Source organism: Aggregicoccus sp. 17bor-14 (assembly GCF_009659535.1).
Classification (GTDB): Bacteria; Myxococcota; Myxococcia; order Myxococcales; family Myxococcaceae; genus Aggregicoccus.
In genome coordinates this window covers 1-18,016 of record NZ_VJZZ01000015.1, presented here as the reverse complement: position 1 = coordinate 18,016, position 18,016 = coordinate 1, and the positions used below count along the sequence as shown (strand labels likewise).

At 72.4% G+C, this 18,016-nt stretch carries 15 protein-coding genes; 2 read left to right on the top strand and 13 right to left on the bottom strand.

All coding sequences use genetic code 11. The annotated features are described in order from the left end of the window. Positions 1 to 22 precede the first annotated feature (22 nt). The 10 genes from secD to FGE12_RS24105 all read right to left on the bottom strand — a co-directional run bounded on the left by secD (position 23) and on the right by FGE12_RS24105 (position 10,666). Positions 23 to 1,795: a protein translocase subunit SecD gene (gene secD, locus FGE12_RS24150; protein WP_153868955.1), complete on the bottom strand. Its 1,773-nt coding sequence runs from the start codon at positions 1,793 to 1,795 to the stop codon at positions 23 to 25. Positions 1,796 to 1,798: 3 nt separating this feature from the next. Continuing rightward, positions 1,799 to 2,161, bottom strand: a complete 363-nt coding sequence (gene yajC / locus FGE12_RS24145; RefSeq protein ID WP_194798222.1) for a preprotein translocase subunit YajC — start codon at positions 2,159 to 2,161, stop codon at positions 1,799 to 1,801. Positions 2,162 to 2,313: 152 nt separating this feature from the next. Beyond that, complete coding sequence (locus tag FGE12_RS24140; protein WP_153868954.1) at positions 2,314 to 4,455, bottom strand: ATP-binding protein; 2,142 nt, start codon at positions 4,453 to 4,455, stop codon at positions 2,314 to 2,316. After that, entirely contained in the window at positions 4,455 to 5,459 is a 1,005-nt protein-coding gene (locus FGE12_RS24135) for an ATP-binding SpoIIE family protein phosphatase (protein WP_153868953.1), read from the bottom strand. The genes FGE12_RS24140 and FGE12_RS24135 overlap by 1 nt, the downstream gene beginning before the upstream one ends. Positions 5,460 to 5,476: 17 nt before the next feature. Further along, complete coding sequence (locus FGE12_RS24130) at positions 5,477 to 5,881, bottom strand: anti-sigma regulatory factor (RefSeq protein WP_153868952.1); 405 nt, start codon at positions 5,879 to 5,881, stop codon at positions 5,477 to 5,479. Continuing rightward, positions 5,878 to 6,246 (bottom strand): STAS domain-containing protein, encoded by a 369-nt coding sequence (locus FGE12_RS24125; protein ID WP_194798221.1) that lies wholly within the window; start codon positions 6,244 to 6,246, stop codon positions 5,878 to 5,880. Before FGE12_RS24125 ends, FGE12_RS24130 begins: the two co-directional genes overlap by 4 nt. A gap of 9 nt (positions 6,247 to 6,255) precedes the next feature. After that, entirely contained in the window at positions 6,256 to 7,125 is an 870-nt protein-coding gene (locus tag FGE12_RS24120; RefSeq protein ID WP_153868951.1) for an STAS domain-containing protein, read from the bottom strand. A gap of 103 nt (positions 7,126 to 7,228) precedes the next feature. Then, entirely contained in the window at positions 7,229 to 8,407 is a 1,179-nt protein-coding gene (gene tgt / locus FGE12_RS24115) for a tRNA guanosine(34) transglycosylase Tgt (RefSeq protein WP_153868950.1), read from the bottom strand. Between the two features lie 2 nt (positions 8,408 to 8,409). Further along, positions 8,410 to 9,495 (bottom strand): tRNA preQ1(34) S-adenosylmethionine ribosyltransferase-isomerase QueA, encoded by a 1,086-nt coding sequence (queA, locus tag FGE12_RS24110; protein ID WP_194798220.1) that lies wholly within the window; start codon positions 9,493 to 9,495, stop codon positions 8,410 to 8,412. 61 nt (positions 9,496 to 9,556) lie between these two features. Then, positions 9,557 to 10,666, bottom strand: coding sequence for a SpoIID/LytB domain-containing protein (locus FGE12_RS24105; protein WP_153868949.1), 1,110 nt, complete (start codon positions 10,664 to 10,666; stop codon positions 9,557 to 9,559). A 69-nt stretch (positions 10,667 to 10,735) separates the two neighbouring features. Here FGE12_RS24105 and FGE12_RS24100 point away from each other — a divergent pair, with 69 nt between their 5' ends. Together FGE12_RS24100 and FGE12_RS24095 are read left to right on the top strand one after the other, a co-directional pair. Then, the gene (locus FGE12_RS24100) at positions 10,736 to 11,239 is read left to right on the top strand and encodes a hypothetical protein (RefSeq protein ID WP_153868948.1); all 504 of its coding nucleotides are present in this window, start codon (positions 10,736 to 10,738) and stop codon (positions 11,237 to 11,239) included. A 92-nt stretch (positions 11,240 to 11,331) separates the two neighbouring features. Then, positions 11,332 to 11,850: a hypothetical protein gene (locus tag FGE12_RS24095; protein WP_153868947.1), complete on the top strand. Its 519-nt coding sequence runs from the start codon at positions 11,332 to 11,334 to the stop codon at positions 11,848 to 11,850. Here the strand turns inward: FGE12_RS24095 and FGE12_RS24090 are convergent. From FGE12_RS24090 to FGE12_RS24080, 3 genes are all read right to left on the bottom strand, one after another. Then, a complete protein-coding gene (locus tag FGE12_RS24090) occupies positions 11,833 to 13,047 on the bottom strand; it encodes a KamA family radical SAM protein (protein ID WP_153868946.1) in 1,215 nt (404 codons plus the stop codon). The two genes, FGE12_RS24095 and FGE12_RS24090, sit on opposite strands and share 18 nt — an antisense overlap. Beyond that, positions 13,047 to 14,417, bottom strand: coding sequence for a KamA family radical SAM protein (locus FGE12_RS24085; RefSeq protein ID WP_153868945.1), 1,371 nt, complete (start codon positions 14,415 to 14,417; stop codon positions 13,047 to 13,049). Before FGE12_RS24085 ends, FGE12_RS24090 begins: the two co-directional genes overlap by 1 nt. Before the next feature lie 96 nt (positions 14,418 to 14,513). Beyond that, on the bottom strand, positions 14,514 to 17,132 hold the full coding sequence (locus FGE12_RS24080; protein WP_153868944.1) for a serine/threonine-protein kinase: 2,619 nt from the start codon (positions 17,130 to 17,132) through the stop codon (positions 14,514 to 14,516). Between the last annotated feature and the right edge of the window lie 884 nt (positions 17,133 to 18,016).

Sequence of the window (18,016 nt, the reverse complement as noted above, 5' to 3'; positions counted from 1 at the left end):
CGTGTCCTCGGGCCTGCGGCGGTTAGACCGACACCGTCTGCGCGTTGCGGCCGTGGATGAAGTACGTGGTGATGGTGCGCGTCACCACGATCGAGGTGAAGAGCGAGGCGATGAGGCCCACGATCAGCGTCGTCGCGAAGCCGCGCACCGGACCCGTGCCCGTCATGAAGAGGATGAAGCCCGCGATGAGGCTGGTCACGTGCGCATCGAAGATGGTCCAGAAGGCGCGGTCGTAGCCCTGGTCCACCGCCTGGCGCGCGGTCTTGCCGTGGCGCAGCTCCTCGCGGATGCGCTCGTTGATGAGCACGTTCGCGTCCACCGCGATGCCCAGCGTGAGCACGAAGCCCGCGATGCCCGGCAGCGTGAGGGTCGCGTTGAAGAAGGCGAGGCCCGCGAGGATGAGCAGGCCGTTGAGCACCAGCGCCACGTCCGCGATGAGGCCCGACTTCTTGTAGTAGACGGCCATGAAGATGACCACGAGCGCCAGGCCCACCAGCGCCGCGAGGCCGCCCTTCTTGATCAGCTCGTCACCGAGGCTCGCGCCCACCTGGCGGATCTCGCCCGTGGTCACCGGCGCCGGCAGCGCGCCCGCCTTGAGCACCAGCGCCAGCGTGTTCGCCTCCTGCAGGCGCTGATCCATGCTGGTGCCCGCGCCGCGGCCCATGGTGATGCGCGCGCGGCCGCCGGGGATCTTCTCGTTGATGCGCGGCGCCGAGTGCACGTTCTCGTCCAGCACGATCGCCATGCGCCGGCCCACCCACTGCTCGGTGAGCTTCTCGAACTCGCGCGCGCCGGCCGCGTCGAAGGTGATGCTCACCTCCGGCTCCTGCAGCTGGCTGATGGAGGCGTCCGCGCCCGCGAGGCTCTCGCCCGTGAGCGGCACGTTCTTGTCCACCAGGTAGGTGGCGTAGCTCGCGCAGTCGCCCTTCTTCGCGCCCTGCCCCTCCTGGCACTCGAGCAGCACCTCGCGGTCCTGCGGGACCTTGCCCTTCACGTAGGCGAGCAGCGCCTCGCGGTCCTTGCTCACCAGCGCCGGGAAGCCGTCCGCCGTGCCCAGCTGGATGCCGCTCTCGGGCGCCGGCGGGCTGTTGCGGAAGGTGTCCTGGAAGAAGGTGCCCGTGTCGTCCACGAGCCGGAACTCGAGCTGCGCGGTGGTGCCCACCAGCTCCTTGGCCTGCTCGGCGTTCTGCTGGCCGGGCAGCGAGATCTGGATGGAGTCCGTGCCCAGCTTGCGCACGTCCACCTCGGCCACGCCCCACTTGTCGATGCGGCGGCGGATGACGAGCATCGCCTGGTCCACCGCCTCGTCGCGGAAGCGGTTCACCTGGCTGTCATCCGGCGCGAGCACCAGCCGGTTGCCCTCGCGCGCCGCCACGGTGAAGTCCTGGTAGCTCGAGAGCACCTCCTTCTCGATCGCGGGCAGGGTCGCCGGGTCCTTCGCGGTGAGCGTGAGGCGCAGCGCCTCGGGGTCCGTGTCCGCCGTCACCTCGCCGATCTTCTTCTCGTTGAGGTAGTTGGCGATCTGCTGGCCGCGCCGCTCGGTGCGCTTCTGCAGCGCCGTGCGGGTGTCCACGCGCATCACCATGTGGATGCCGCCCTGCAGGTCCAGGCCCAGGTTCACCCGGTGCTTCGCGGACGGCGACCACTTGGGCAGCCGCGCCTGCAGCGCCGCGATGTTGTTGCGCTCGGCCCGGTCCAGGACGAACAGCGAGTAGTAGGTCGGGGTCAGGTACCAAATCGTGCCCAGGGTCACCAGGACGATCAGCGCCAGCTTCCAATACCAGGAGCGCTCCATCGCTTACTTCTCCTCCTTCTTGTCTTCCACCTTCACCGCCGCCGCAGGGGCTGCGGGCGCCTCGACCGCGTAGCGGCCGGCGATCGAGGTCTTGAGCACGCGCACGCGCACGCCGCTGGCCACCTCGAGCGTCACCGTGCGATCCGCGACCTCGTAGATGCGGCCGACGAGGCCGCCCTGGGTCACGTACTCGTCGCCCTTCTTGAGCCCGGCGAGCATGGTCCGGTGCTCCTTCATCTGCTTCTGCTGGGGCCGGATCATCACGAAGTACATGATGGCGGCCATCGCAACCAGGATGGGCAGCATGCCGAGGGGGCTGGAGTTGCCCCCGGCTGCCTGCGCCAGGATCAGAAAGCTGTCTGCCACAAACGCCTCGTCGCGCAGAGAAGGAACGGCCCACTGCAGAGCCCAGGACTGGACACTGCCGGGCAGAGGAAGGGGCGCGTTCTACCAGCAGGCCTCCGCCCGGGCAAGAAGCGCCGGGTGTGGTCTACCCCGGCCCGCAGCAGGGGCCCGCCCTAGCGCGCCCTGGGGAGTGGGCCGAGCACGCCCTCCAGCTGATGCAGCACCGTCTCGCGCGCCAGGTGCTGCTTCGGCAGGAAGCCCTGCGCCCGGGCGAGCAGGGAGGTCAGCTCCCCGGGCGCCAGCCGCTTGGCCGACTGCACGATCACCGGGACATCGCGGGTGAGCGGGTCCGCGCGCAGGGCCTCCAGCACCTCGGGGGCGCCCATGCCCGGCATCACCAGGTCCAGGAAGATGAGCCGCGGCAGGTGCGAGCGCGCGAGCGCGAGCCCCTCCGGCCCTCCCGGCGCCTCGAGCACCCGGTAGGGCGTCTCGTCCAGGGTGCGCCGCAGCAGGTAGCGGAACACCTCGTCGTCGTCGATGATGAGCAGCTCCCCGTGCGCGCTCGCCTCCCCTGCCGCCGTGGGGGGCGGCGGCCGCAGGAGCCCGAGCAGCGTGCCGTCCGCCAGCGCCTCGCGGGGCAGGACCCGCAGCCCCGGGTGCGCCCCCTCGCCGAGCCCGAAGCAGGGCACCTGCGCCGCCTCCGCCTCCGGCAGCAGCGCGAGCGCGCCCTCGAGCGCCTCGGGCCCCTGCGCCAGGTCCACCACCAGCGCCGCGGGCCGCAGCCGCCCGAGCGCCACCCGCGCGCGTTCCTCGCCCGCCACCGGGAGGAGCTGCAGCCCGGCCTCCCGCAGCGCAGGCGGCTCGGGGGAAAGGGCTTCGCCCGGGCCCGGGGGCTCGCCGAGCAGCAGCAGCACCGGCTGCAGGCCCGGCTCGAGCCGCCACGCGAGCTCGAGCTCGGGAGGCGCGTCCGTGCGGCCCGGCGCGAGCCCCATCACCGAGGCGGTGAAGGTGGAGCCCTGGCCCGGCACGCTGTGCACGCTGAGGCTGCCGCCCAGCAGCTCCGCGAGCCGGCGGCTCAGGGGCAGCCCCAGTCCCGTGCCGCGCGAGCGCTGGTGGGGGCCGGCGATCTGCGTGTACTCCTCGAAGATGCGCTCCTGGTCCTCGGGGGCGATGCCCACCCCCGTGTCGCGCACGCTGAACACCACCCGGCCGCCCGAGCCGCGGCGCGCGCTTACCCGCACCTCGCCGCGCTCGGTGAACTTGAGCGCGTTGGAGACGAGGTTGCGCAGGATCTGGGCGAGCTTGCCCTCGTCCGTGTAGAGCAGCGGCAGCCCGGGCGCCTCGTCGATGACGAGCTGCACCGCGTCGTCGCTGCGCAGCGGGCGCAGCATGCCGCGCAGGGTCGCGAGCAGCTCGGGCACCCCGAAGGCGCGCGGACGCACCTCGGCCTTGCCGGCCTCGATCTTCGCCAGGTCCAGCAGGTCGTCGATGAGCTCGCTCAGCGCCTCGGCGGAGCGGCGGATGAACTTCACCTGCCGGGCCTGCTCGGGCGTGAGCGGGCCGTCCACCTCGTCCTGCAGCAGGCGCGAGAGGCTGAGCACCGAGTGCAGCGGCGTGCGGAACTCGTGGCTCACGTGCGAGAGGAACTGGCTCTTGAGCTGGCTCGCGCGCTTGAGCGCCTCGGCCTGCACGTCCAGCTCGGAGTAGAGCGCCACCACGCCGCGGTTCGTCTCGGCCAGCTCGCGGTTGAGCCGGTCCAGCTCCGCCTGGCGCTCCTCCAGCGCCCCGATCGTCTCCACCAGCGCGGCGTTCTGCGCCCCCAGCTCGTCCAGCACCGCCACCGGCCCCTGCGGCGGCGCGCGCCGCCGCAGGGCGTGGAGCTGCCCGGGCTGCGGAGGCGTGCGGCCCGCAGGCAGCATCTGCCCCATCTCCACCACCGTCCCCTCCGGCCCCGAGCGCACGCTGAAGCGGTCCATCAGCCGCCGCGAGCCTGCGATCCCCAGCCCCAGCCCCGTCTTCGAGTCGTAGCGCCCCTCGAGGATCTCCTCGAGCGCGGGGATGCCCGGGCCCCGGTCGCTCACGCGCACCCAGAGCGCGAGTGGAGGGCCCTCGGCGTAGCGCAGCTCCGCCTCGCCTCCGCCCGCGTAGACGAACGCGTTGCGCGCGATCTCCGACACGGCCGTGGCGATCCGCGTCTGCTCGAGCCCGCTGAAGCCCAGCTGCGCCGCGAGCTCGCGCGCGAGCCTGCGGCACTGCACCACGTCCTGCTCGGTGCGCAGCGGCAGCTGCGCGAGGAGCTGAGCCTTCGCGTCCATCAGCCCCTCCCGCCGCGCACCGCGACCACCGTCACGTCGTCGCGCCCCCGCGCGAAGTCGCGGTAGAGCACGCCGGCCACGAGCGAGGGGTGGCGCGCGAGCAGCCCCGGGTAGCGCTCCGGGCGCCACTGCGTGCCCAGGCCGTCCGAGGCCATCACCAACAGCGCGCCCTCGGGGTACACGTAGGGCAGCTCCTGGACCAGCGGCGTGTCGTGGCCGAGCGTGCCGTTGTGGCTCACCAGATGCGTGCGCTGCGCCTCCAGCAGCACCGTGCCCGTGATGTTGCCCACGCCGCTGTACTGCAGCACGCCCGCGCGCACGTCCACCGCGGCCACCGCCGCCGCGCAGCCCCGCGTGGCGTGCAGCCCCGCGTGCAGGCGCCGCAGCTGCTCGCCGGGCGCGAGCCGGGGCTGGGCGCGCAAGAGCCGCACCGCCTCGAGCGAGGCCGTGGCCGCCTGCGGCCCGTGGCCCAGCCCGTCCGCCACCAGCACCGTCGCCCCCTCCGGGTGGCACTCCACCCACCAGGCGTCTCCGCAGGCGCTCTCCCCGGGCTTCGCCACGCACACCGCGCCCACCACCACCGGCCGGTCCGAGGGCTCCCCTCCCTCGGCCCACAGCTGCGAGAGCAGCGCCGTGCCCTGGCCCATCGGCGCGTAGAGGTCGAACACGGTGGACTGGCGCTGGATGGCGCCCAGCCCCTCGCCCGCCGTGCCCGCGGTGGAGTAGCCGTCGCGCAGGCTGCGCGCCACGTCCGCGATGCCGCTGCCGCGGTCCAGCGCGAGCAACTCCACGCCCGCCTGGCTCCCGGTCTCGACCGCGCGCAGCAGCACCTCGCCGCCGCCGCCGTGGCGCAGCAGGTTCGTCGCGGCCTCGGTCGCGATGAGCCCTGCGCGCGCCTGCAGCTCCGCATTCATACCCAGGCCCGCGGCGATCAGCACCGCGCCGCGGCGCGCCTCGCCCACCTGGGAGGACTCCCTCACGGTGATGGCCTGCGAGTGCAGCATCCCCGGCGCGCCTCCGCTCACTTCCACCGGGTGAGCGTCACCCGGGTGCCCTCGCCCAGCCGCGAGTGCAGCTCGAACTCGTGCGAGAGCCGCTTCGCGCCGCCCAGGCCCAGCCCCATCCCGCGGCCGGAGGAGTAGCCGTCGCGCATCGCCTGCTCCACGTCTGCGATGCCGGGGCCCTTGTCCTCGAACACCAGTCGCAGCCCGCGCCGCGCCCCGTCCTCGAGCTGCTCGAGCCGCACCTGGCCGCCGCCGCCGTAGTCCAGCGTGTTGCGCGCCAGCTCGCTCGCCGCGGTGACCACCTTGGTCTGGTCCACCAGCCCGAAGCCCAGCGACTGGCTCCAGGTGCGCACCGCCTGGCGCACCACCACCAGGTCCTGCGCGGAGCGGATGGGCAGGGTCTCGGCCTTCGCGGTGCTCATGGCGAGCTCTGGGCCAGCAGCCGCGTGAGCAGCTGCATCCCCTTCTCCACGTTCAGCGCCGTGCGCACGCCGGGCAGGGACATGCCCAGCTCCACCAGCGTGATGGCCACGTCCGGCTGCATGCCCACCACCACCGTGTGCGCGTCCAGCACCCGCGACATCATCGCGATGTTGCCCAGCACCCTCCCGATGAACGAGTCCACCACCTGCAGCGCGGAGATGTCGATGAGCACCGCGCGGGCGCCCGTCTCCGAGATGCGGTTGGTCAGGTCGTCCTGGAGCGTGGTGGCGAGCTGGTCGTGCATGTCCACCTGGATGGTCACCAGGAGGAAGCTGCCCATGCGCAGGATGGGGATGCGGTCCACGGCCCGGCCCTAGCCCTTCCCGCCGCCCGCGCTGCCGCCGCTACCGACGGAGAGGCCGCGGCGCTGCAGCGCGAGCTGGAAGGCGCCCTGCAGCGTCGCCTTGGTGAGCACCCCGCTCAGGTTCACGCCCAGGTGCACGATGGTCTGGGCAATCTGCGGCCGGATGCCGCTGATGATGCACTCGGCGCCCATCAGGCGCGTGGCGGTCACGGTCTTGAGCAGGTGCTGCGCGGTGAGCGTGTCCACCGTGGGCACGCCGGTGATGTCGATGATCGCGATCTCCGCCTCGGTCTCCACGATGCGCTTGAGCAGCGACTCCATCACCGTCTGGGTGCGCCCGCTGTCCAGCGTGCCGATGAGCGGCAGCGCGAGCACGCCCTCCCACAGCTGCACCACCGGCGTGGACAGCTCGAGCATGTCCTCCTGCTGCCGGCGGATGACCTCCTCGCGCGCGCGCTGGTGCTCCTCGGTGGTGAACAGCCCCATCCGGTCGACGAGCTCGGTCACCTCCCACAGCTCCGCGCCCAGGCGCTGCGCGTCCCCGGCGAGCGCCTCGCGCAGGCGGCTGAACAGCGGCTGCTTCGCGCTGAAGACGAACGAGGCCGTCTCCGAGGGCGTGAAGCCCTGCTGCCCGCGCGTGCGCGAGATGTGCGAGAGCAGGTCGCGCATCGGCACCCACGCGGCGCCCCCGAAGTCCGCGCGGCCCCCGCCGCTCAGCGCCTCGGCGAGCAGGCGCAGGAACTCCGCGCACTGCTCGCGCAGCTCCGCCTCCTTCATCAACAGGTCGCGGCGCAGGCCGGAGGCCGTGAGGTTGCGCCACCAGTCGTCGAGGATGGCGCGCTCGTGCGTCTTCACCAACTCCGCCAGCAGGCTCTTCAAGGTCGCAGCTCCTCCCGTGCTCTGGCGGCGGCTGCTGCCGAGCAGTCGATCGCTCTAGCACGGCGCGCGGCCGCGCCAACGCGCATTCGCCGACACCCGGCGCTCAACGTCCGCCTGTACGCTCGCTCTCCTGCTCTCTCGCACGCGCGCGGAACTCGCGGGCGAAGGCGGCGTAGCGGTCCTCGGCGATCGCGCGGCGCACCTGGGCCATGAGCCCGAGGAAGTAGTGCAGGTTGTGCAGCGTGTTGAGCCGCATCGCGAGCAGCTCCTTCGCCGCGAACAGGTGGCGCAGGTACGCGCGGCTGAAGGTGCGGCAGGTGTAGCAGCTGCACGCGGGGTCCACCGGGCGCTCGTCGCGCGCGTACGCGGCGTTGCGGATCACCACCTTGCCCTCGGAGGTGAAGAGCAGGCCGTTGCGCGCGCAGCGCGTGGGCAGCACACAGTCGAACATGTCCACCCCGCTCTCCACGCAGGTGACCAGGTCCAGCGGCGTGCCCACCCCCATCAGGTAGCGCGGCTTGTCGCGCGGCAAGAGCGGCGCCGAGAGGCTCACCCCCTCGTGCATCGCCTCGGGCGTCTCGCCCACCGAGTAGCCGCCGAGCGCGTAGCCCGGCAGGTCCACCGCGCACACCTCCTCGGCGTGGCGGCGGCGCAGGTCCGCGTGCAGCCCGCCCTGCACGATGCCGAAGAGGCTCGAGCGCTCGCGGCTCCAGGCCTTGCTGCAGCGGTGCAGCCAGCGCGTCGTCCGCGCGAGCGAGCGCTCCAGGTAGTCGCGCTCGGAGCCCGAGGGCGGGCACTCGTCGAAGGCCATGATGATGTCCGCGCCCAGCGTCTCCTGGATCTCGATGGAGCGCTCGGGCGTGAGCAGGTGGCGCGCCCCGTCCAGGTGGCTCTGGAACGCGGCCCCCTCCTCGGTGATCTTGCGCTTCTCCGAGAGGCTGAAGACCTGGAAGCCGCCGCTGTCGGTGAGCATCGGCCGGTCCCACGAGATGAAGCGGTGCAGCCCGCCCATCTCCCCCACCAGCTGCTCTCCGGGCCGCAGCATCAGGTGGTAGGTGTTGCCCAGGATGATCTGCGCATCCAGCGCGAGCAGATCGTCCGGCCCCACGCCCTTCACGCTGCCCACCGTGCCCACCGGCATGAAGATGGGCGTCTCGATGGCGCCGTGCGGCGTGTGCAGCCGCCCGCGGCGCGCCTTCGTGCCCGCATCCTCGTGCAGCAGCTCGAACTTCACGAGCCCCGGCGCCACCCGCGTATCGCCCTTCCCTTGACCCTCGCGCATCCCTACTCCGTCACCAGCATGGCATCGCCGTAAGAGAAGAACCGGTACCCCTGCGCCACCGCCTCGCGGTAGGCGGCGAGCGTGCGCTCGCGGCCGAGCAGCGCGCTGACCAGCACGACGAGCGTGGAGCGCGGCAGGTGGAAGTTGGTGAGCAGCACGTCCACCTGGCGGAAGGCATGGCCGGGGCGGATGAAGATGTCCGTCTCCCCGTCGCCCGGGCGCAGCCTTCCGGTCGCAGGGTCCGTCGCCGCCTCGAGCGTGCGCACCACCGTGGTGCCCACCGCCACCACCCGCCCGCCGCGCGCCCGCGCCTCGGCGATGGCGTCCGCGGTGGCCTGCGGGACGTGGAAGCGCTCCGGGTGCATGTGGTGGCGGTCCAGCTGCTCCTCGCGCACCGGCAGGAAGGTGCCCGGCCCCACGTCCAGCGTCACCGCGTGGCGCTGGATGCCCTGGGCCGCGAGCGCCTCGAGCAGCGCGGGCGTGAAGTGCAGCCCCGCGGTCGGCGCGGCCACCGCGCCCGAGGCGCGCGCGTACACCGTCTGGTAGCGCTCGGCGTCCTCTGCCGAGGGCTCGCGCTGGATGTAGGGCGGCAGCGGGAGCCGGCCGGCCGCCTCGAGCGCCGCCGCGAGGCTCAGCGCCCCGTCCGCCGAGAAGCGCACCCGGTACTCGCCGCCCCCCAGCGCCTCGAGCACCTCGGCGTGCAGCCCCCCGTCGAAGCGCAGGCGCGCCCCCGGCTTGAGCCCCTTCGAGGCCTGGCCGAGGCACACCCACTCGAGCAGGTCCGCGGCCGAGCCCAGCGCCGCCGAGGTCAGCGTGGGCGCGGCGGGCCGCACCACGAGCAGCTCCACGCGCCCCCCCGTGCCCTCCTTCGTCCCCAGCAGGCGCGCCGGGATGACGCGCGCGTCGTTGACCACCAGCACGTCGCCCGGGCGCAGCAGGCCCGTCAGCTCGGAGAAGCGGCGGTGGGTCCACGCCCCCGTCGCGCGGCTCACCTGCATGAGCCGGGACGCGTCGCGCGTGGCGAGGGGCGCCTGGGCGATCTGCGCCTCGGGCAGCTCGAAATCGTAGTCAGAGAGGAGGGACGACACGGCTGCGGGCTTGTACCAACCCTTGCGCCGGGGCACTACCGCCGAAGTCGGCCGGAGCCGGTCAGTACAGCTGCTGCAGCTCGGCGCCCGGGTAGTAGTGGGCGAGGATGTCCTTGTAGCCCTGGCCGCGGTCCGCGAGCACCTTCGCCCCCCACTGGCACAGCCCCGCGCCGTGGCCGTAGCCGCGCCCCGTGAAGCGGAAGCCCTGCGCATTGCGCTCCACGTCGAACGAGAGGCTCTTGATGCGCGTGTAGCCGAGGCGCTGGCGCAGCTGCGCCGCATCGAGCGAGCGGGCCCCCGCCGCCACCCGGCTCACCCGCCCGGTGGCCGTGCGGGCCGCCGTGCGCAGCCCCGCGGAGGCGAAGCGCAGCGCGGCGTCCATCTCCGCGGTGCTCACCTGGGCGGACCAGTGGCTCGCGGGCAGCTCCCCGCAGGGGCAGTCCACGGGCTTGAGGTAGGGCAGGTCGCGCTGCAGCGCCGCGGCGCCCGACTCGGTGCGCCCGCCGCAGGAGGCGTGGAAGTAGGCCTCGATGGGCGCCAGCTCGTAGGTGAGCACCTGGCCGCGCGTGGCGGCCACGGCGGCGCGCGTGCGCGCATCCTCCCGGTCCATCCCGCCGTACACCTGGTGCAGCACGCTGCTGCCCATGTGGAAGGGGCTGCCGTAGGCCTCGAGCTTCTTCTGCAGGGCATAGGTGCGCGCCGCCACCGCCTGCGCCTTGAGGGCCTCGAGCGGGAAGGAGACGGGCATCTCGCTGCCCAGCACCGCGGCGAGGTAGTCCTCGAGCGGCAGCACGTTGATCAGCTGCAGCCGCGTGCCCGCGAGGCGCACCACCACCTCTCCGCGCACCTCGCGCCCACCGGCGCGCAGCGGCGCCACCTCGGCCACGCCGGCATCTGGGCTCTCGGTCTCGGCGCGAAAGCGCACCGCGTCGCCCAGGATGGGCGCACCGTTCACCTCGAGCCCTCCCCCGCCGCGACGACGCACCCGGGCCTCGGCCGCGCCGACGCGCACGAAGTCCCCCTCCTCGCTGTCGCCCCCGAAGCGCAGGCCGGGCCCCGAGATGCGCACCTCGGCGCCCTCCACGTCGCCCATCGAGATGCGCATGGTCTCCACCGCGGCGGCAGGGGTGGAGGCGAGCAGCAGGGCGAGGAGCGCAACAGGTCGCAACATGGGGCGCCCAGTGTAGGAGGGACGCCCGCACGCTCAAGAAATCGGCCGGTCGGTGGCACACTGCCGCGGATGCCGCCCGCCCTCTCCCCCACCCCCGCCGAGCTCGCCCGTGCGCTGCGCGCCCTGCCTCCGCGCGAGGCAGCCCTCCTGCGCCGGGTGCTCCTGGAGGGCCAGGGCGTGGAGGCGTGCGCGGGGCTCTACGGCAGCTCGCCCGAGGCGCTCGCGGTGCACCTGCTCCGGGCGTGCCTCGCGCTCGAGGCGGCGCTGGTCGCCGCCGCGCCCGTGCGGGTTCCGGATGCCGAAGAGCCGCGCTGGGCCGCGCGGCTCGTGCGCGCGCTCGAGGGCGGGCGCGTCGCCCCGGGAGCCGTGGGCGCACGGCACCTGAAGCAGCACGCGGCCGCGGTTCGCGCCGAGCTCGCGGCGGCCGAGGAGCAGGAGTTGCGCTCTCCCCAGCACCGCCGCAACGAGTGGCTGAGGCGCCTGGCGGTGGCGCTGCTGCTCGCGCTCACCGCCTGGTACACCTTGCACCGTCCGCCCGAGCCTCCCGCGCGGGTGAGCGCGCCTCGACGCTGAAGCCTCACGGCGCCTCTCGAGGCTCGAAGGGCATTGTGGGTGCGGCCGCGGCGTTCCTAGAGTGGGGTTCTGCCCTTCTCCTGGAGGCCTTCGTGGTGCGCCACGCCCTGCTCGCCGCCGCCCTCGCGCTCTGCGTCGTGCCCGCCGCACGGGCGCAGGAGCCGCTCACGCCGGAGAAGCTCGCGCGCGTGCGCTTCGAGGAGGAGAAGGCACTCGCCCGCGTCGATGCCGCCCATGGGCACCGGCCGCCGTCCGAGATGAGCGCGGAGGAGCGCCGTCAGGTGATCGCAGAGCAGGCGGCGGCCACCGAGGCAGCGCAGCGGCGCGAGGGCGTGGACGCCAAGACCTACGCCCGTGCGACGGCAGGGCTCAGCCGCGAGGAGCACGCGCGCATGGAGTCCACGCTCGAGGGCTTGAGGGCGCCTGCGGCACCCCGCCCGCCGCAGCGCACGGCGCCCGGCGAGATCGAGATCGACTACGGGACGCCGGTGGACCTCACGCCCCCCGAAGAGGCGGCCGGGGGTGGAGAGATCCCGATCGAGTACGGGACGCCCATTCCCATCGAGCCCCCCGCCGAGCCCTCCGGCGAGGCGCTACCGCCGGGGAAGTGAGGCGGCCTGGCGCTGCCAGGTCTCCTCGTAGGGGCAGCTGCAGTCCGTCTCCTCGGGCTCCGGGTACGCGTAGCGCTCGCCCTTGAAGTTGCGGAACACGGTCTGGGAGGCGCCGCGCTCGACCACGTAGTCGGGCTGCAGCGTCACCTTGCCGCCGCCACCCGGCAGGTCGACCGCGAGGTGCGGCACGGCGAGGCCCGTGGTGTGGCCGCGCAGCTGCTCGAGGATCTCCACGCCCTTGGCGATGGGCGTGCGCAGGTGCTCGCAGCCCTCGGCGACGTCCATCTGGTGCAGGTAGTAGGGGCGCACGCGGATGCGCAGGAGCCGGTGCGACAGCTCCTTGATGATGCGCGCATCCGAGTTCAGGCGGCGCATGAGCACGGCCTGGTTCTCCACCGGCACCCCGTGGTCCACGAGCCGCTCACAGGCCTCGCGCGCCTCGGGGGTGATCTCCTTCGGGTGGTTGAAGTGCGTCACCACGTAGACCGGCGCGTAGCGGCGCAGCGTGCGCGCGAGCGCATCGGTGACGCGCATCGGCAGGCACACCGGGATGCGCGTGCCGATGCGGATCATCTCCACGTGGGGAATCTCGCTCAGCGGCGCGAGCAGCTCCTCGAGCCGCGCCTCCGTGAGGAGGAACGGGTCTCCGCCCGAGATCAGCACGTCGCGCACCTCGGGATGGCGCCGGATGTACTCGATGCCCCGGCGCATCTGCTCCTTGCTCAGCTCCGCCTCGCCACCCTTGGTGATGCGGCGGCGGGTGCAGTGGCGGCAGTACACCGAGCAGGTATCGAGCGCGAGGAAGAGCACCCGGTCCGGATACTTGTGGACGATCGCCTCTTCCGGCCGCGTCTTGTCCTCGCCCAGCGGATCGGCGAGCTCGCCCGGGCGCACGCGCGCCTCCGCGCGGGCGGGGATGGACTGCATCCGCACCGGGCAGAACGGGTGCTCGCGGTCGATGAGCGAGAGGTAGTACGGGCTGATCCCCATGCGGAAGATCGCCTGCGTCTCCTGCACGCCGGCGCGCTCGTCCGCGGTGAGCGGCACGTAGCGCTCCAGCGCCTCGAGGCTCTTCACCGCGTGGCGCATCTGCCAGCGCCAGTCGCCCCAGTCCGAGGCGCTGACGTCGGCGAACAGCGGGTGCCGCGCGCTCGCGGGAGAGGCGGGCGCGCGGCTCGACGGGAACTGCGCCTCCATCACGCCGCCTGGGCCTGGCTCCGCCACCACGCCTGACCAGAGGGAGGCAGCGAGTCGATCGGATCGAAGTACTCGTACTTGCGCGTCAGGGCCTCGGGGTCGTTCGCCTCGATGCCCGTGCGGTAGTTCTTGGTCCAGTACGAGATGCCCTTCTCGCGGTCGTACTCGGCCACCTGGTGCACCCAGCGCTTGCCCACGAAGGGCACGTCACACACGATGCGCGGCGTCGCGAAGCCCGGCATGTACCCCATGATGTCGTGCTGCAGCTCCTGCGCACGCGCCACCGAGACACGCCAGTGCTCGGAGTTGGGGATCATGTCGCACATGTAGAAGTAGTACGGCATGATCTTCGCGTGGTCGAGCAGCGTGAAGCACAGGTCCAGGAGATCCTTGGGCGTGTCGTTCACGCCGCGCAGGAGCACGCCCTGGTTGCGCACGTCGCGGATGCCCATGTCCAGCAGGCGGCGCACGGCCTTGCCCACCAGCGGGGTGATCTGCCGTGCGTTGTTCACGTGCGTGTGCAGCGCGAGGTCCACGCCCCGCTCGTTGGCCTTCTTCGCCAGGCGCTCCAGCCCCTGTGACACGCTGTCCTGCAGGAAGTGCTGCGGGATCGCCATCAGCCCCTTCGAGGCGAGGCGGATGTCGCGGATGTTCGGGATGTCCATCAGCGCGCTCACGAAGGGCTCGAGCGCCTGGATGGGCAGGTTGGCGATGTCGCCGCCGCTGACCACCACGTCGCGCACGCTGGGCGTGCGGCGCAGGTACTCGAGCATCTGCTCGTAGCGGTCCTTCTGGCTCACGGTGAACTTGTGCTTCGCCACCTGCGGGACGTCGTTGCCCACCAGGTCCATGCGGGTGCAGTGGCCGCAATACTGGGGACAGGTCGGCAGCATCTCCGCCAGGACCTTCGTCGGGTAGCGGTGGGTGAGCCCCTCCACCACCCACATGTCCTGCTCGTGGAGGCTGTCGCGGCTCGCGCGCGGGTGGTTGGGCCAGTCCGTGCGGCGGTCGCCGTAGGCCGGGATCATGTAGAGGCGGACCGGGTCGTTCCACAGGTCCTTCTCGTCCATCGTGTTGAGCATCTGCGGGGGGATGAGCAGCGACATGGTCGCCCGCTCCCGCTGATCCCGCTCGATGCTGAACATGAGATCATCGGGGATGAGCTCGCCGAAGACCGCCTTCAGCTCCTTGAGGTTCTTCACCGTGTGCTTGCGCTGCCACACGGAGCTCTCCCACTCGGCCGCCGTCACACCGCGATACCCGGGCAGTCGCGTCCAGTCCGGCTCGACGAACTCGCGCTTCAGGGGGTAGCTGAACGGCTGCTGCGCCGGTCCGGTCTCGGGCTTCGCTCGGGTGGGAGGTGTGTGCATGGCTCTCCTACATTAGCCCAAAGGGGCACCAAGGACGAGCGCGGCGCGCGCCGTCGGAGGACAACAACCGAGAAGGGAAATTGATGCCTGGGTGCGTCAATCCATCGGCACGTTGACGAGCTTGGCCACCTCGTCCGCCGTGATGGTCACCTGCGCGGGCTGGGACTGCTTCCCGTTGAGCTTGAAGACCACCCGGTGCGCCCCGACGGGCAGCATCAGGGGGTTGCCCAGCGCGACCGGCGTCTGCCGCCCCGTGTTGCGCCCATCCACCCAGACCTGCGCACCGGCCGGCTGGGTGCTGCAGGCAAAGCGACCCTTGGCGGTGACGGGTGCGCGCGCGGCCGCCACCACGGGACGCGGCTCCGCCGCGGCCGGCCGCTTGGCCTCCGTGGGCAGCTCCCGCTCCAGCGCAAAGGCCACCTTCACCTGGGGAGCGCCCTCGGACTGGAACTGACCGTGGAAGGGCTTGAAGCCCGCCCGCGTCACGGTGAACGCATAGCGGCGCCCCACCGCGAGGTTCGCCAGCCGGGCTTCGGGAGTCTTGCCCACCGGCTTGCCGTCGACCTGGACCTCGGCACCCGGCTCGCCGACGAAGATCGCGACGAAGGTGCTCGGGGCCGAGAGGACCGGCTTCGCAGTGGAAGGCCCCGCGGGGTGGACGGCAGCGGCAGGCGCGCGGTCCGCTGTGGAGGCCGCCGCCGCAGGCTTGCCGCCGGTCGCCGCCTCAGCACGAGGCGCGGCGGGCGCCGCGCGCTCGGCGACCGTCGCCGCAGGGGTCTCGGGCGGCTGCACCTGAGGGGTGGGGACCAGGTTGAGCTCGAGCACCGGAGGCGTCGCTGCGTCTGCGACGAGGAGCTCCCGCTCGAGCCGCTCGAACCCGGGCGCACTCGCCACCACCCGGTGGCGCCCGAGCGGCAGCTGAGCGACGGCGTTGGGCGTGACGGTGCGGCCGTCGATCTGGACCTGCGCACCGGTCGCGGGGCGCACGAGGACGAGAACGTCCCCCGTCTCCCGCCCACCCACGAAGAGCGGCAGCGCCGCGGCCACGACCAGCAGGACGGCGCCGACTCCCAGGGCCACCTGCTTGCGGCTGAGCGAGCGCAGCGAGAATGCGGGCGTACGCCGGGGCGGCGAACGGGGCGCCGGCTCCGGACGCGCGGTGGGCGCAGCCGCATCGGCCGCGGGAACCGGGTTCTGGGTCGCCGAGGCATCGACCTCCGCGGTCGCCTCGGCGACGGGAGCCGCCTCGGTGGCAGGCGCAGCGGGCTCTTCGGAGCGCGCGCGCCGGCGTGTGGCGCCGGCGTCCGGCGAGCGACGGCTCGGCGCGCGACCGATCACGGTCTCGGCGGGAGCCGATGCCCCCGGAGCCCCGAGCACCACCTGTTGCCGCGGGCGGCCAACGGCCTCGGCCAGTTCCGCGGACTCGCCGGCCTCCCCTCCTCCCGGCGCGCTCTCGGCAACGCGGGGCTCGGAAGTACCGCTCGCCGCGCCGAGGTCAGCGTCCTGGTTCTCCACGAAGACGGAGACGGGACCCGGAGAGGCATCCGGGGAAGGCTCCGGCACAGCCTCCGACGCGGTCGGGTCGAAGATCTGGGTCTTGTCGGCGGACGAGTCGCCCGCCTCCGACGACGTGTCGGGGACGCCCAGCTCTCCCGAGGCCGGTTCCGGGAGCGACTGTCGCTTCGAGGGTGTCGCCTCACGCTCGGTTTGCGCAGCGCTGACGGAGCGCTGAACGTCATCCGGACCCGTGATCGAGGAGTAGCGCTCCATCCGGTCCGCCTCGCGCTGCAGGTCGTCGGCGAACGACTCCTTCATGAACCCGGCGAGCGTCTTCGACGAGTAGACGGAGTCTCCCGTGCGGAGGAACCTCAGGAGGTCCTCCTGGAGCTCGCTCGCCCACTGGTAGCGCTCGTTCGGATCGCGGGCCAGCGCCTTGAGCAGCACGCGCTCCAGGTCCGCGGGAATCTGCGGATTGAGGCGGGTGGGAAGCGGGACCTCCGCGTTGCGCACCTTCTCGAGCGTGGAGAAGTCGGACTCGCCGACGAAGAGCTTCTCGCCGGTGAGCATCTCGAAGAGGATGACGCCGACGGCGAAGACGTCGCTGCGCCGGTCGATGGGCTGTCCCCGCACCTGCTCGGGGCTCATGTAGCCGAACTTCCCCTTGAGGATGCCGGCCTGGGTCTTCTGAGAGCGGTTCGCGGCCTTCGCGATCCCGAAGTCGATGATCTTCACCTCGCCTTCGTACGAGATGAGCATGTTCTGCGGAGAGACGTCGCGGTGGATGATCTGCAGGTCGCGCCCACGCGAATCCTTGCGGCGGTGCGCGTAGTCGAGCCCCTCGCAGATCTTCGACGCGACGAAGACCGCCTGCGCGGTGGGCATCGTGGTTCGCCGCTTGCGGAAGCGCTCGATCAACGTGCGCACGTCACGCCCGGAGACGTACTCCATGGCGATGAAGTAGTTGTCCTCGTACTTCCCGAGCTCGTGGATGTGCACGATGTTCGCGTGGTTCAGCTGGAGGCTGATCCGCGCTTCGTCGATGAACATCGTGATGAACTCCTGGTCCTCCGCCATGGTCGGCAGGATCTTCTTGATGGCCAGGATCCGCTCGACACCCTCGATGCCGAACTCCTTGGCGATGAAGATCTCGGCCATTCCCCCGACGTTGATGCGCTCGAGGAGGAGGTACTTCCCAAGGAAGGTCGGCTTCTTCATGGAGCGGAGCCGCGGGGTCGGGAAGATGCCGCGCAGCCAGAGGCTGGCGACAGACCGGGCGGTCCGCCGACTTTAGTGCTCGCCGAGCGTGCGAGTCAAACCAACCCCAGCCAGTTTCACCATACTTTTCCAGCACTTACGCGGGCGAGAGATCCGGCCGGGCGCCAGGATTGGGAGCGTTGCGAGGCACGTCAATCCACTGTCTGCACCAGCCGCCCCGGCGAACCCCGCTGCGTCCGCGTCGTGCCCTTCCGGACTCGTCGGGAGGCGCCGCTGGATCAGTCAGACAGTCATGACGGGGGCAATCACAGCTCGCGGTGTCGACAGTGAATGTGTCGACACACTGCATCTGCCTCCCCCGTCCCCTGCCATGCCACTGCTGTGAGGCAGACGCGGCAGTCTTGGAGATCGAGCCCAAGCCTCCGGAGGCGCGACTCGAGTTGCGGTCCACCGGAGACGCAGGAGGCCTGGGCTGCAGCTCGAGGGCAGCCGGGGATGCGCCCGCCGGATGAGCCAGGATGCGGTCGAGCCAGGTTCGAGCCTGAGGCGCAGGGTGCGCAGCGGGCGGAGGAGCCGTGCGCGGGGCGCAGGCGGCCGGGGCTGCCGCCCGGGGGCAGCCCCGGGGCGGCGCGGGGGCGACTGAGCCCGGAGGCACTCGCGCCCGAAAGGGGCCCTGGGGGCGCCGGGGGCGCGCGGGCGGCACCGCAGTGCGGGGGAGGCCGGGCCCGCGCGAGACGGCGCCCGGGGCGAGACGGCGCCCTGGGCGAGAGGGCGCCCGTCCGGGACGGCGCCCGTGTCCGGGAGGGGGCGCGGCGCGGGGGCGCGGCAAGGGCGCGCAGGGCCCGCAAAAAGGCCAACGCCCCCAGGCGAGTCCTCGGTGGGGA